11 protein-coding genes and 2 riboswitches are annotated in these 13,898 nt (G+C 39.7%); of the genes, 3 read left to right on the forward strand and 8 right to left on the reverse strand.

Annotated elements, in window-relative coordinates; genetic code table 11:
- Positions 1-89: 89 nt before the first annotated feature.
- Genes QDN89_RS07240 through QDN89_RS07250 form a run of 3 tightly spaced genes read left to right on the forward strand, consistent with a single transcriptional unit; the run spans position 90 to position 3,189 of the window.
- Entirely contained in the window at positions 90-1,085 is a 996-nt protein-coding gene (locus QDN89_RS07240) for a YncE family protein (RefSeq protein WP_280769443.1), read from the forward strand.
- Positions 1,082-1,786, forward strand: coding sequence for a response regulator transcription factor (locus QDN89_RS07245; protein ID WP_280769444.1), 705 nt, complete (start codon positions 1,082-1,084; stop codon positions 1,784-1,786). Before QDN89_RS07240 ends, QDN89_RS07245 begins: the two co-directional genes overlap by 4 nt.
- Entirely contained in the window at positions 1,783-3,189 is a 1,407-nt protein-coding gene (locus QDN89_RS07250; RefSeq protein ID WP_280769445.1) for a sensor histidine kinase, read from the forward strand. Before QDN89_RS07245 ends, QDN89_RS07250 begins: the two co-directional genes overlap by 4 nt.
- Positions 3,190-3,348: 159 nt before the next feature.
- Here the strand turns inward: QDN89_RS07250 and QDN89_RS07255 are convergent, their stop codons facing one another.
- From QDN89_RS07255 to QDN89_RS07290, 8 genes are all read right to left on the reverse strand, one after another.
- Positions 3,349-4,644: a homoserine dehydrogenase gene (locus QDN89_RS07255; protein ID WP_280769446.1), complete on the reverse strand. Its 1,296-nt coding sequence runs from the start codon at positions 4,642-4,644 to the stop codon at positions 3,349-3,351.
- Positions 4,641-6,365, reverse strand: a complete 1,725-nt coding sequence (gene acsA, locus QDN89_RS07260) for an acetate--CoA ligase (RefSeq protein WP_280769447.1) — start codon at positions 6,363-6,365, stop codon at positions 4,641-4,643. Before acsA ends, QDN89_RS07255 begins: the two co-directional genes overlap by 4 nt.
- Positions 6,366-6,368: 3 nt before the next feature.
- Positions 6,369-7,124, reverse strand: coding sequence for an ABC transporter ATP-binding protein (locus tag QDN89_RS07265; protein WP_280769448.1), 756 nt, complete (start codon positions 7,122-7,124; stop codon positions 6,369-6,371).
- A gap of 18 nt (positions 7,125-7,142) precedes the next feature.
- Positions 7,143-8,003 carry an ABC transporter permease gene (locus QDN89_RS07270; protein ID WP_425335380.1) on the reverse strand — a complete coding sequence of 287 codons (861 nt, stop codon included), beginning with the start codon at positions 8,001-8,003 and terminating at the stop codon, positions 7,143-7,145.
- Between the two features lie 29 nt (positions 8,004-8,032).
- Positions 8,033-9,025 (reverse strand): aliphatic sulfonate ABC transporter substrate-binding protein, encoded by a 993-nt coding sequence (locus QDN89_RS07275; RefSeq protein WP_280769449.1) that lies wholly within the window; start codon positions 9,023-9,025, stop codon positions 8,033-8,035.
- Positions 9,026-9,201: 176 nt separating this feature from the next.
- The gene (locus QDN89_RS07280; RefSeq protein ID WP_280769450.1) at positions 9,202-10,989 is read right to left on the reverse strand and encodes a PLP-dependent aspartate aminotransferase family protein; all 1,788 of its coding nucleotides are present in this window, start codon (positions 10,987-10,989) and stop codon (positions 9,202-9,204) included.
- 280 nt (positions 10,990-11,269) lie between these two features.
- A riboswitch (SAM riboswitch) is annotated at positions 11,270-11,421 on the reverse strand.
- Between the two features lie 255 nt (positions 11,422-11,676).
- Positions 11,677-11,803, reverse strand: a riboswitch (SAM riboswitch).
- Between the two features lie 147 nt (positions 11,804-11,950).
- Entirely contained in the window at positions 11,951-12,499 is a 549-nt protein-coding gene (locus QDN89_RS07285; RefSeq protein WP_280769451.1) for an LOG family protein, read from the reverse strand.
- Positions 12,500-12,649: 150 nt separating this feature from the next.
- Positions 12,650-13,888, reverse strand: coding sequence for a DUF438 domain-containing protein (locus QDN89_RS07290; protein WP_280769452.1), 1,239 nt, complete (start codon positions 13,886-13,888; stop codon positions 12,650-12,652).
- Between the last annotated feature and the right edge of the window lie 10 nt (positions 13,889-13,898).

The following is a 13,898-nucleotide window of genomic DNA, read 5'->3' on the forward strand; positions in this document are numbered from 1 at the left end:
AAATCATTTCCGCTCCATCATTTCACATTTATTTTTCATTTTTCGTGTAAACTATCCTTAGTAACTTTTCGAAAAGTTGGTGAATATATTTGATCCCTATCAATAAAAACATTATTACGTCCGTATCTATGATCCTATATCTTTTATTAATCGTTGGTTGTCAGAGCGAAGGAGAAACGCTGGATATCCCAGCATCTGATCATAACTTGTTGCTTGTTTCTCATTTAAAGGAGCCACTCTTAACTGTAATTGACCTTGAAGAATCAACCGTCATAAAAGAATTAGATATTCCTTTCATTGTATCTGATATGACAAAGGTAAATGAATCGGAAATTATCTTATCTAGTCAACAATCTGAGTATCTATTTAGCTTAAATATTACGAATCATAAACTGAAACCTTTGTACGAGGTTGGCAAAGGAATCAATGAATTACTTTATATAGAAGAAACAGAGATGATCTATGCAACCAATGCTATGGAAGACGAGTTACTAAAAATAAACCTGGACTCTGATTCATCGGTGAAACGAGTTTCTACAGACGAACATCCTGCATCAATGACCTATGACTACAATAAGAATGAACTTTATGTGGCAAATGTCTATGATCATAGCATTCAGTCATTTACTGGTGATACATTAGAACTAATAGAATCTTTTACCATTTTAGAGCGTCCAAATGGGCTTTTATATTTTGATGAGCATTTGATTGCAGGCGGTCACGGGTCCACCGGAGAGTTGAATCGTAACAGTTTTATTTTCTCTCTAAAAGATCAAGAAACCATTCAACAGATCGAAACAGGCTTAATGCCGATCGATTTCATCAAAAATAAAGATAAGCTTTACTCGATCAGCCATGGCTCTCACGAAGTTTTTGAAATCGATCCAGATACATTGGAAGTGACCAAAATGTTAGATATTGGATACAATCCTTATTATAGTTTTGTTTACGATGATTACTTATTAATTAGTGCATTAGATGGACACACGATTACATTTATAGATATGAACCTATTTGAAATCACACAAGAAATAGACGTGGCTCCTGGTCCCCACGCTATTGTTCTATTGGAGGGAATAAAATGAGTGAACACAGTCATAAGAAAGTTTTGATCGTTGATGATGAAGAAAGAATGCTTCAACTTGTTTCGAACATTTTATCAAAACAAGGATATAATACACTTACTGCCACAAATGGAGAAACAGCCCTGAATCTTATTGAATCGAGCAACATTGATTTTGTTATTCTTGATATCATGATGCCAGGCCTTGATGGGTATGAAACATGCCAAGCCATTCGACAAACGTCGTCTGTTCCGATTCTCATGCTCACAGCTAAAGCAGAAGAATTAGACAAAGTGAAGGCACTCCGAATGGGTGCTGATGATTATTTAGTGAAACCATTTGGGAAAAATGAATTAATTGCCCGAATCGAAGCAATTCTTCGAAGAGTATCTTCTACCTCAACAGAAGAGAAGCCGTCCAAAACAGAATGGCAGTTTGAATCGATTACATTAAATTCTGAGTCAAAACGAGTTTCTGTAAGCGGAAAACCTGTTAATTTAACTAAAAAAGAGTTTGAAGTGTTGGAATTGCTGATTAAACACCCGGAGCAAGTTTTTTCTCGCGAACAATTATTAGATCGAATTTGGGGATTTGAATATTTAAATGCTTCCTCTCGAACGGTCGACACCCATTTAAAGACACTTCGTTTAAAACTTGATCACGCTGCACCACTAATCCAAACCGTCTGGGGAATGGGTTATAAATTAGAGGTTCCTGAATGAAACGGTTTCTCTCGATTCAAATGAAAGCGTGGATTCTTTTTGGCGCTAGTATTTTAATCGTTGTAGGATTAATTGTTTCAATTACGTTCTATTTGTATCAATATTTATATGTAGAAAACGAAACAGAGAGGCTTCTCGAAAAGACGATAAGCCTTCAAGAAGCTTATATGGAACTTTCTGAAGAGGAGTTTCAAGATCGACTTACATGGACATTAGATTCATCACCACTGCAAATTGTGGTAACGGATGATCCAATGATGTTAGGGGCAGCCCTTCCTCTTTCTGATCCAAATGAACAACTGATCATTAACGAAAAGGAACGACAAAAGTTAATCAATGGTGAAATTATTACAATCATTAGAGATCACGAAAATTTGCAGTCTCGAATTCTTGGTGTCGTTGCTCCTATTAAATCAAATGGATTTCTCGACACGATCATTTTAGTGTATCGCCCTGTAGATGAAGTGAATGATGCATTTTATCAGATTGCTCCTTTTGTGATTGGGATAGGCTTAGTATTTCTACTTATCATCGTTTTTTTAATGCGACGAGTCCAGCACCAGTATATTGAGCCTCTTGTAGAACTTGAACGAGGTGCAAAAAAGCTAGCCAAAGGTAAATACGAGACAACTATTTCGATTAATGTAAAAAATGAATTATCTCGATTAGCAGACTCATTTCAATTTTTAGCTACTTCTTTAGCAAAAGAGGATGAGAAAAAGCGCTCTTTTATCCAAAATATATCTCACGAGTTAAGAACTCCTCTTAGCTATATTAAAGGGTATAGTGAACTGCTTCATGAAGCAAATGTCAATGAAGAGCCGGAAGTTTATCAAGAATATGCTTCGATTATTTTTAAAGAAGCTAATCGAATGAATCGGCTAGTCGATCAATTAATCAGTTTAACAAAGTTAGAAAAAGCTATATCTGAGTCTATGGTCCTTTCTCCACTCGTTCTTTCCGAGATATTAAATCAAGCTGCCACAAATACTCGAGTAAAACGGGAGAAAAAACAACAAACACTCCAAGCTGAACTTAATGATGATGTCATTGTAAATGGGGAAGAAGACCGTTTATTACAAGTCTTTATTAATTTATTAGACAATGCCTCATCTTACACTCATGAGGGTGGACTGATTTCTATTCGAGTAAATACGGTTAATAAATTGGCTGTCATTGAAATTGAAGATAATGGCGAGGGCATATCTAAAAAAGATTTACCACACATCACAGAACGATTTTTCCGAGCAGATAAATCCCGAGCGCGATCAAAAGGTGGCGTAGGTATTGGGTTATCGATAGTGAATCAAATCATCCTCCTTCATGAAGGAACGGTTGAATTTGAATCCGAAAAAGGAACCGGAACAAAAGTTATCATTTCTCTTCCACTTCATTTAGAATAACAACCGAAAATTGCTCCGACGAAGAACATAAGAATGGGTCCTATCCCATATGAATAAACAAGCATCTAGTTTTTGAGGCAACACTTACTCAATAACTTAGATGCTTGTTTTATATGGAATCACAAATGGTATATTAAGTTGGAACCTATTCCAAACAATTCATGAAGCAGAACGATTTTTAGCATAAGAAAGAAGCCTTATCTCGTTTTCATTTCCTGATACTGGGTAAAATGAAACCGTATCGTTAAGGGCGGACATCACTTCGATGACCTTGTTTTCAACCCCTTTAGCAATTACCGCTTCTCTTCCTTCTATCTTTTTAATTTGCGTCACTTTTTCAACAACATTTTGATTCTCTAACTGCAACCCTAACTCCTTTCCTGTTATGAGCCAAAGTGATGAACCTTCACCCGTTTCATACTCTTGTAATTGATCTTCCCTTACTATCCTTTGTTCCGTTTCTCTAGAAGAACGGAATGGATTTTTTTCACTCGTCTTTGTCCAATCGTTGATCAACTCTTCCACAACAGCACTAGCAGTTGGAAACTTTCCAGCACCTGCTCCTTGGAATAACAAGGAACCAACTATGTTTCCTTTGACATGAATCCCATTGTTTACACCTTCCACTCCATAGAGAGGGTGAGTGTTTAGGACAAATCGTGGTCGAACCGAAGCAATAACCTTAGAAGAAACTTTTTCTAATGAAGCAATGTGCTTGATACGTCCACTAAATTCACTTGCTATGAGTAAGTCTCTCGTATCGATTCCTCGCACCCCTTGTGGTTTATCATGCGACCATGAAGGGGCTTTTCCGTATATCCAGTGGCTTAAAATCGTTGTTTTATAAAATGCGTCCCAGCCATCAATATCTTTATCAGGAACCGCTTCTGCATAGCCATTTTCCTGCGCTTCTTTTAATGCATCTTGAAATGCTGTTCCTTCTTCTCGCATTTTTGTTAAAATAAAGTTTGATGTCCCGTTCACGATTCCTTCCACTTGCTCCACATCATTTGTTTTCAATGTATGCCTCAAGCTAGTTAAAATGGGAATTCCTCCTGCTACGGCCGCTTCATAATATAAGCGACAGTCATTCGTATCAGCTAAGTTCAATAATTCTTCCCCATGTTTTGCGACCAATTCCTTGTTTGCCGTGACCACGGTGATTCCTTTTTGTAATAACTGCTTTACATACGGATAAGCCGTTTCTGCATCTGGAGAAGCTTCCACAACAGTATCCAACCCTTTTTGTATGAAAGTTTCAAAAGAGTTTGTTACATCTGTGTCTAAACCGATGTTTCGCTCTTTATGACTATTTTTCACTAGTACGACTGAGATGTTAAAAGCCCCATCAATTAGCTTTTCAATCTTTTCTCGCTTATGCTGTAACGTTTCATATACACCACTTCCGACTGTTCCATATCCGATGATACCAATATTTTTCTTTTTTCCACTCATGCTGACACATCCTTGATTTTCTTTTTCACATTTTCCTCTTCTTGTTTTTTCAGAACTCTTCGTAATATTTTACCGCTAATTTTTGTTTTTGGAAGCTCTTCTACCACTTCAATTTCTCTCGGTGCTGCGTGAGCGGCGAGTTTCGTTTTCACAAAAATACGAATGTCTTCCGTTAATGATTCAGAATGAACAAAACCTTTGTTTAAAGTAATAAATGCTTTTATAATTTCACCTCTTATTTCATCCTTTTTACCTACCACTCCGGCTTCTGATACGGCTGGGTGTTCAATTAGTTTACTTTCAACTTCAAATGGACCTACTTGTTCGCCAGCCGTTTGAATGAGATCATCATCACGACCTTGGAAAAAAACATATCCTTCCTCATCTTGATAAGCCATGTCTCCAGATAAATACCAACCGTTGTCCGTAAAATATGAATCGTACTTTTCTCGATTTTTCCATATTTCTTTCATTAGTCCTGGCCATGGTGCTTTAACTGCTAGTTTTCCGATATCTCCAGCCGAAACGAGTTCGTTCGCTTCATTGAGAATCCCCACTTCAATTCCTGGAAATGCTCGGCCCATTGAGCCGGGTTTAATTGGTTGTGAAGGCAAGTTCACGATCAAGTGACCACCTGTTTCTGTCATCCACCACGTATCATGAATCCGGACATTAAATGCCTCTTTCGCCCAATAGATCACTTCTGGATTGAGTGGTTCTCCAACACTAAGCATATGCCGAAGCGACTGAAGGTTATAGTGTCGGTGCAGTTCTCCTTCACTCATTAACATACGATAGGCCGTTGGCGCACTATACCAAATCGTCACACCGAATCGTTCGATTAATTCATACCACGTTTTTGGACTAAACCTTCCTCCATGAATCACAACCGTTGCACGATTTAACCAAGGAGCGAAAACACCATATACACTTCCAGTCACCCACCCAGGGTGAGAAGTGCACCAATAGACGTCCTCATCAGTAATATCTAGCACCCATTTCCCCGAAATATATTGATGGGAAATGGATCGTTGGGCATGCAACACGCCTTTTGGTTTCCCAGTAGAGCCTGACGTATAATGGATGAGCATCCCATCTTCTTCCTCTAACCATTCAATAGGAGAGGGGTCATCGATATACTCTTTTCCACTCGCTTCTAAATCGCTGATCTCCCACGTGTATTTGAGGGAAGGGATATCTTCGAACGGGACTCTTTTGGCCAAGTTTTCATCTGTAATTAAGTATTGTGCCTCGCAGTCTTGCATGCGATCGCGAACAGCATCTTCCATAAACGCTTCAAACAGCGGCCCCGCTATCGCTCCCACTTTGATCGTCGCTAAAATAGCAAAGTAACATTCAGGTGATTTCGGTAAAAAAATAAACACGCGATCACCAATTTGAATTCCTTGGTTTTTCAAAACGTGTGCATATTGATCTGTCACTGCTTTCACTTCTGAGAACGTAAATGTTCTTTCGGTCTCCCCATCGGTAAAAAGAAGTGCTTTTTTGTCTCCATAACCTTGTTCAACATGACGGTCTATACATTCATAAGCAGCATTCCAACGACCTTGACTTGCCTCTGTTAATCCATTGACTGCTTCGGCCCATTGAAAATGTGCTTTCGTTTTTTGATAATCTTTCAGTTGGTGAAGCGCAGAGTCGTTTTCATTAGGAAATAAGATCGCTTCTCTCTTTGAGCTTTCATCATTTCGTGTGGACATTTTCTACGCCTCCTTTGCGATTTTCTCGTTCGTATTTCTACTTAGCCCTAAACTATATAGGATCTCTTCCTTGATTTTAGCCAATTCCGGATCAGCTTTTGACCGTGGTTTCGGTTGGTTCAATTGCACATTTTTATACAACTCTCCTGGTTGTCCTTTTAGAATGACAACGCGATCGCATAGGGACAACGCTTCATCGATGTCGTGTGTAACGATGATCATTGTCGGTTGATAACTATCCCATAAATCCAGGACCATATCTTGCAACTGTAGTTTCGTAAAGGCATCTAATGCACTGAACGGTTCATCTAACAACAGCGTATCCGGTTCTGTTACAAGTGCTCTAGCGATAGCCGTTCGTTGTGCCATCCCTCCTGATAATTGTTTCGGATAGTAGTTTTCAAACCCTTCTAATCCTACAACCTTAAGTAGTTTCTTTGCTTTTATTTGATTTTCAGCCTTCGTTCCAGCTAACCCAAAGCACACATTATCGACGACCGTTAACCAAGGCATTAACCGCGGCTCTTGAAAAATCACGCCCAATTCCTTTGAGGTCCCTCGTTTTGGATTACCATTTACGGAGATTGTCCCTTCATACCCATTATCAAGACCTGCAATCGCTCGTAAAATCGTGCTCTTACCACACCCACTCGTTCCAAGGAGACCGACGATTTCCCCTTTTTCCGCTTGAAACGAAACGTTATTTACAGCTGTTTCCCCTTTAAAACGACGACTTACGTTACTCACTTCTATACTCATTTATCTCGTCTCCTTTCGTCATCCTTTGGAACTATCGATGCGGTCTTGCCAATGAAGAACACGACTTTGTATTTTTTTCAAACCGTAATCTGTGATTTTTCCTAAAATAGCAAATAGGACGATACTTGCAAGAATCACTTCTGGTTGAAGCGTGTTTTGACCTAGAATTAGTAAGTACCCTAAACCTTGGCTTGCACCCATCAATTCTGCCGCAACGACAAACATCCACCCTAATCCGAGTCCACTTCTTAATCCGACCAAAAACGAAGGCATCGATGCAGGCAAGATGATTCGTCTCACAAGCTGAAACGATGAAAGTCCATAAGCTTTTCCTACTTCAATCAATTTTCGATCAACCGATTGAATCCCGCCAACGACGTTGAGGTACACAGGAAAAAATACGCCTACAGAAATGAGTGTAACTTTCGAAGGTTCGCCAATTCCTAACCACAAAATAAACAATGGTACCCATGCTAACGACGGGATTGCGCGAAACGCTTGAATGAGTGGATCAAACATCGTTTCTGCTTTGTTGGACATGCCGACAAGCGATCCTAATGCAACAGCAGCGAGAGAACCCCAAATGAATCCCCAAAAGATTCGATAGAGTGTGATCCCTCCGTGTTGCCATAAACTACCATCGACTGCCCAATCTGCAATTGTTTCAACAATGACCGTTGGTGCTGGTAATAAGTGTGTTTCTACTATTTGAAAGCGAGTGACCCCTTCCCAAAGAAGAATCAGTAATACCGGAAGAACAAGGGAAAGACCGACGTGACCAAACACGGACGGCATCGTTTTCCCTACCTTCTTTTGCTTTCCTTTTGTCGTCTCGAAAATTGGTTTCTTTTCAACGTGCTGTCCTTGAGAAATGGCCATGATCGTAAGTCCTCCCCTTTTCTAAAAAATTAATTGATGACGTCTTCCGCATACGATGGATCGATTAAATCATTGACGAGCTCTTCTATGTCCAAGTCTTCTTCCATGTTTCCTGACTCTTGAAGCACCAAGCCTGCTTCAATTAAACTATTTCGGTGTTCTTCTCCTGGAATTGGTTGATCGAAATTATTTCTTTCTAGTTGAAGTTCTGCTACTTCTGAATCAATCTGTGCTTCTTGTACCATAATTTCAATCGTTTCTTCTGGATTCTCTTCTACCCATACTCTCGCTTTTTCATATGCTTCGATGACCTTTGCTACCGCTTCAGGATATTCATCAGCAAACGCCTCGCGAACATTTAGAAATCCATACGTATTAAACGATGTATTTCTGTAAAAAAGCTCTGCACCTGTTTCTAGTTCTTGGCGAGCCATATGAGGATCTAACCCTGCCCATGCATCTACTTGACCGGAAGCCAAGGCATTTGCACCATCACTATGCTGTAAGTTAACAATCTCCAAATCATCTTCAGATAAACCAGCTTCATTTAACGCTCTTACTAAAAATATATAAGGATCTGTTCCTAACGTTGCCGCTACTTTTTTGCCAGCTAAATCTTCTACATTTTCAATCTCACTGTCTTCATCTGTTACGAGCGCCGTCCATTCCGGCTGAGAATAGACGTACACATTTTTAATTGGTGCGTTATTTCCTTTCGCCATCAATGCAGCAGCTCCAGCAGTAGAACCGAAATCGACACTTCCTCCTGATAAAAACTCAAGTGCGCGGTTACTCCCCTGGCTTAACACGTACTCAATTTCTGTTCCTTCTTCTTCAAATATTTCTTCTAGAAAGCCAAATTCTTTCAAAACAAGGCTTGTCGGTGAATAGTAAGCATAATCCACGGTAATCGTATCTGGTGCAGACGATGACCCGGCATCTGATTGCGAAGAGCAAGCGGAAAAAATCAAAATCATGCTCATCGATAACAGAATCGCTGTAATAATTTTTTTGTTTGTCATAAGTCATCTCTCCACTTCGTTTTTTCCTCCTTGTCAGAGTAAAATGACTGCTCTGACAAGGGGTAAGTTATTTATGTTTGTTCTCTAGACATCGACTAAATTGAAGGCTTGCTGATTCCTCCGCGGAGTGGGAGGTTAATAAGGTGAAACTCTCTCCGCTCAGGTTAGATAATCTATTAAATCTCACAAGCGAATGTTGAAATTGATCCCCTTAATCGTTGTGCTTCTTTATACGTGCAGCGATTATGAATGACTTCAAGTCCTGCCTCTTTTGCAATGACTGCTGCTTTTTCAGAAATGACGCCTTCTTGAAGCCAGAATATTTTCGGCTGTACTTTTGCTGCTTCTCTTGCGATTTCAATCGCAGCTTCCGGGCTACGGAACACTTGAACAATGTCTATCGGACCTTCAACAGATGTCAAATCAGGGTACGCTTTTTCACCTAATATTTCTGTTTCTCTAGGATTGACCGGAATAATTTTGTAACCTAGCCTCTGCATTTTTCTCGCCAATCGGTGACTCGGTCGAGACTCTTTCCCACTAAGACCAACAACAGCAATCGTTTTTAACCTTGGCACTTCCTCATCTGTATTGTTTGCATTCGATAAAGCCCAGCGAATGACACCTTCATCATTGATCACAGTGTTATCCGCTACTGCTTCGCCAATACCTGTTGCTACTTGCAACGCCTGTTCCAAATCTTTCAGCAAATCATCTACATGTTCAATTCCAACCGATAAACGCACAAGATCTTCGTAAACACCTGTTTTTGTTAACTCATCTTTGGAAAGCTGTTGATGAGTCGTAGATGCCGGATGGATGATCAAACTTTTCGCGTCACCCACATTAGCAAGGTGAGACCAGAGTGATACAGCATTAATCAATTTCCTCCCGGCTTCTCTTCCGCCTTTAATCCCAAAGTTCAACACCGCTCCGTAACCATTATTTAAAAATCGAGTAGCATGTTCGTGAGACGGATGACTTTCTAAACCAGGATAAGATACCCAATCAACCGCTGGATGGTTTTCCAGTGCTTTTGCTAACTTCAACGTATTTTCATTGTGACGAACGATACGAAGGTGTAATGTCTCTAACCCTTGAATGAGTTGGAATGCATTATATGGACTTAAACATGGTCCGAAGTCTCTTAGTAGTTGAACTCGATACTTCATGCTGAATGCTAACGTTCCAAAATCCTTGGCATAAACAATGCCGTTATAACTTGGATCTGGTTCATTGAATCCAGGAAATTTTTCGGACTGCCAATTAAATCTTCCCCCGTCAATAACAATGCCTCCAACTGATGTTCCGTGACCGCCAATCCATTTTGTCGCTGAATGGACAACAATATCCGCTCCATGCTCAATCGGCTTGCACACATACGGTGTAGCAAATGTATTATCAACAATTAATGGGATACCTGCTTCGTGGGCCACATCGGCGACCGCTTCAATATCCAACACGTGAAGGCTTGGATTCCCAATCGTCTCAGCAAAAACGGCTTTCGTTTTTTCATTGATTGCTTCTTTGAAATTGTTCGGGTCGGCCGGATCAACAAATCGAACGTTTATGCCATATCGCGGTAACGTCACGGCGAATAAATTGTATGTACCTCCATAGAGGTTTGTCGCTGCAACAATTTCGTCTCCAGCACTTGCAACATTTAAGATCGAAAGGGAAATGGCTGCCATTCCTGAGGATGTTGCCACTGCAGCAACACCTTCTTCCAATAGGGCAAGTCGTTTTTCTAGAACATCGACTGTCGGATTTCCAATTCGGCTATAAATATTCCCTGGTTCATCTAGTGAGAATAAGCTTTCTGCGTGTTCTGTATCGTGGAACACATACGATGTTGTTTGATAAATAGGAACCGCTCTAGAACCTGTTGTAGGATCCGGTGACTGTCCCCCGTGTAAGATGACTGTTTCAGGATTGTACGTTTGAAATGATTTTTCTTGACTCATGAATGATTCCTCCTTAGTTTTTATATCGGAAAACTTGGTTTAATAGAAATACCGGTTGATAATTTCCATTTTTTGGACGGTGCGCGCGTGAATAGCTTGATCCCACGCGCAAGTCGTTTATTTTCGCGCGTATAATGATTGAATCCGCGCGTAAATCAATAAAAAGCACGCGCAAATGAAAATTTCTGCCATTCATCCATACAAATTACTAGAAAAATAAAAAATCTCTCTGTCTTAGAAAGACAGAGAGACGAAAATACACCTATTGGCAGAATAGTCTCTCTCATCTTTCAAAGTTTGTATCCACTTTGATGGAATTGGCACCTTACGTGTCGTTGATAAAGTTCGCTACTACTTCGTTTAGCGAGCTGAATCACTTACGTTGGTTGCCGGGCTTCATAGGGCCAGTCCCTCCGCCACTCTAGATAAGAGTTTTTGTTGCAATATGCAATTTTGGTTAATCCGAGTAAAAAAGTCGAATTACTTTGTTTTGATTAGTATGAATATTATCACGATTCAAAGTATTCGTCAAATACTTTTTTGATTTTAATCATTTATTACATAATTTTGTTCAAAACTTTGTTCTTTTTCGGCGGGCGATAAATACAAAAACTCCCCTACATGAAATGTAAGGGAGTGTATTAGTTAAGTATGAACCGATTTGCTTCTGATCTGCAAAACGTGTCGTCCTCATCTCCCAAAGCATTCAATAAGAATCCTTCGCAGGAATTAGCACCTTGCAAAAAAGAAAATATTCTTTTTCACGGGTTGCTGGGTTTCACAGGGCCAGTCCCTCCACCGCTCACGATAAGTGATTAAAATATGAAGTTGAGAGAATTGTAGCATGAAGCTAAAACGATTGTCAAAACATTCTTTAGCTAATAACTTTGTGTTCGTCATCATAATCGAAGGTTGACAGTGAATCGCTCCAATCTGGAGATATCTGTTAAACATTCCAACTCTATTTTTTTATAAATCCATTCATTTTTTCAATGAATTCCCTTGGTTCTGTTGATGTAACGATTTGTTTCATTGCTGCTTCAGAAGCAAATCCTTCGGCCACCATATGATCCAATAAGCTTATCAATGGTCCGTAATATCCATTAATGTTAAGCACCCCACAAGGTTTTGAGTGAAAGCCAACTATTCCCCATGTGAAAGCTTCAAACCACTCTTCTAACGTCCCGGTTCCCCCAGGAAATGCGACTAATCCATCTGACAATTCCATCATCATTGCTTTCCGCTCATGTATCGTTTGAACCGTATGAAGCGTTGTTAGATGTTCATGTGCCCGCTCGTTTTCCATTAACTTTTCAGGCATAACGCCAATCACTTCGCCTCCAGCTTCAAGCACAGCATCTGCCATTGCACCCATGCATCCAACCCGCGCTCCACCGTATACGAGTTGCCAGCCTTCTTCAGCTAAAGCTGTTCCAAATTCCTTTGCCTTTTCCATATAAATAGGATCATGTCCTTCGCTCGATCCACAAAATACGGCCATTGATTTCATATAAATCCCTCTTTTCCGGTTGCTTACAATAACTCTGAAAAAGGAACTTCTATAACGGAACCTTGAAATCCTTTAAGAAAATAAGATTTTTGTTAATGGATCCTGAAAAAGTGTGGAGATCTTATATCACTTTTTTATTTTCAGATTAGCTTAAGACATCAATCGCTTTTCGCCAGTAATCTCTTGGATAGATTTAATATTTTGCGTGAATTCTACTGTCCCTTTGTATTCTCCTTGTTTGTTGCGAACGGCAAAGTACCTAATCAACACGTACTTATCTTTAAACGGGATCCAAAAATCCTCTACATCTTTTTTTCCAGACTTGAAATCGTCCAGAAGAGCGTTCACAATATGAGAACTTTGCGGTGGATGACAGTTTTGCACTGTGCGACCGATAATCGATTTTGTGCGGTGAAATATTCGTTCTTTACCATGTGAAAAATACCGAACGACATCGTTTTCATCGATGAAAGTAATATCAACTGGGAGGTGATTCATCATCAATTCTAATTGTTGCACTTCTAAGATCCCTGTCTCTAACTGTATAATCCCTTCTTTCATAAAAGCTCCCTCATCCTTCAAATCTGCGCGCTCTGGCTGCCAAGGTTCAGGTGACTCAATAAACGTGTAACCGATGACGTCTCCTTCTCTTTCAATCTTCAACCACTCATCTTCTGTTAATTTTTCTAATGCCATTGGAAAAAGAATGTTTTCCTCTTTATAAATCATTTCTGATACTTCATTGACGATTTCATTGAGTGATTCCATGACATCTTCTTTTTTCCAAGAATCTTCGTTCAACTGAAGCCTTAGCTCTTTTATCGTTGCACGAATTCGGTCATCCACACCCCACATTACTTTCGTTGGTCCAAAAATTCCGTATTTCTCTAAGTAGGGAAATAATAAATTCTCTTTTCGACTGTAGTGGTTATCAAGTTCTAGCAATGCTGTCACATCTGCAAGAATTTTTGAGGCAGTTTCTCCCGATGCATCTTTTGCAAATTGATCACGGTGTAAAGCTAATTTAAAGTTCACATGGTGATCAATCGCTTTATTTTCTTGAAAAAACGTGTGAACAGGATGCCCAGGACGGTGTTGGGGATCATTGGATGATCCATGAATTTCTTCGATTGACCCTTTGAAAACGGCTGTATGAACGGAACAGAGACGCTGAACTTCATCCACTGATATTCCTTCTTCTTCCATTAACGATTGCTCCATTTGTGAAATTTCACTGACACTAATTTTGTCAATCGCATTTTCGAACCTTGCTCGAACGTCCTCGACGCTTTTTCCTTCATGTAATTCTTTAATAATATCTTTCAATAATGCTTGCCTCTCAGATTTTTCAGCCGTATCCATTTCGCGGTTATTAATCATTTCACTCATTATATTTCCT

The sequence above is a fragment of the Salipaludibacillus daqingensis genome, from assembly GCF_029891575.1.
Lineage (GTDB): Bacteria > Bacillota > Bacilli > Bacillales > Salisediminibacteriaceae > Salipaludibacillus > Salipaludibacillus daqingensis.

Excerpts from the sequence above, each read along its gene's own strand:
- QDN89_RS07245 (WP_280769444.1), top strand. The coding sequence starts at position 1,082 with ATGAGTGAACACAGTCATAAGAAAGTTTTGATCGTTGATGATGAAGAA.
- QDN89_RS07250 (WP_280769445.1), top strand. The coding sequence starts at position 1,783 with ATGAAACGGTTTCTCTCGATTCAAATGAAAGCGTGGATTCTTTTTGGC.
- QDN89_RS07255 (WP_280769446.1), bottom strand. The coding sequence starts at position 4,644 with ATGAGTGGAAAAAAGAAAAATATTGGTATCATCGGATATGGAACAGTC.
- acsA (WP_280769447.1), bottom strand. The coding sequence starts at position 6,365 with ATGTCCACACGAAATGATGAAAGCTCAAAGAGAGAAGCGATCTTATTT.
- QDN89_RS07265 (WP_280769448.1), bottom strand. The coding sequence starts at position 7,124 with ATGAGTATAGAAGTGAGTAACGTAAGTCGTCGTTTTAAAGGGGAAACA.
- QDN89_RS07270 (WP_425335380.1), bottom strand. The coding sequence starts at position 8,003 with ATGGCCATTTCTCAAGGACAGCACGTTGAAAAGAAACCAATTTTCGAG.
- QDN89_RS07275 (WP_280769449.1), bottom strand. The coding sequence starts at position 9,025 with ATGACAAACAAAAAAATTATTACAGCGATTCTGTTATCGATGAGCATG.
- QDN89_RS07280 (WP_280769450.1), bottom strand. The coding sequence starts at position 10,989 with ATGAGTCAAGAAAAATCATTTCAAACGTACAATCCTGAAACAGTCATC.
- QDN89_RS07285 (WP_280769451.1), bottom strand. The coding sequence starts at position 12,499 with ATGAAATCAATGGCCGTATTTTGTGGATCGAGCGAAGGACATGATCCT.
- QDN89_RS07290 (WP_280769452.1), bottom strand. The coding sequence starts at position 13,888 with ATGAGTGAAATGATTAATAACCGCGAAATGGATACGGCTGAAAAATCT.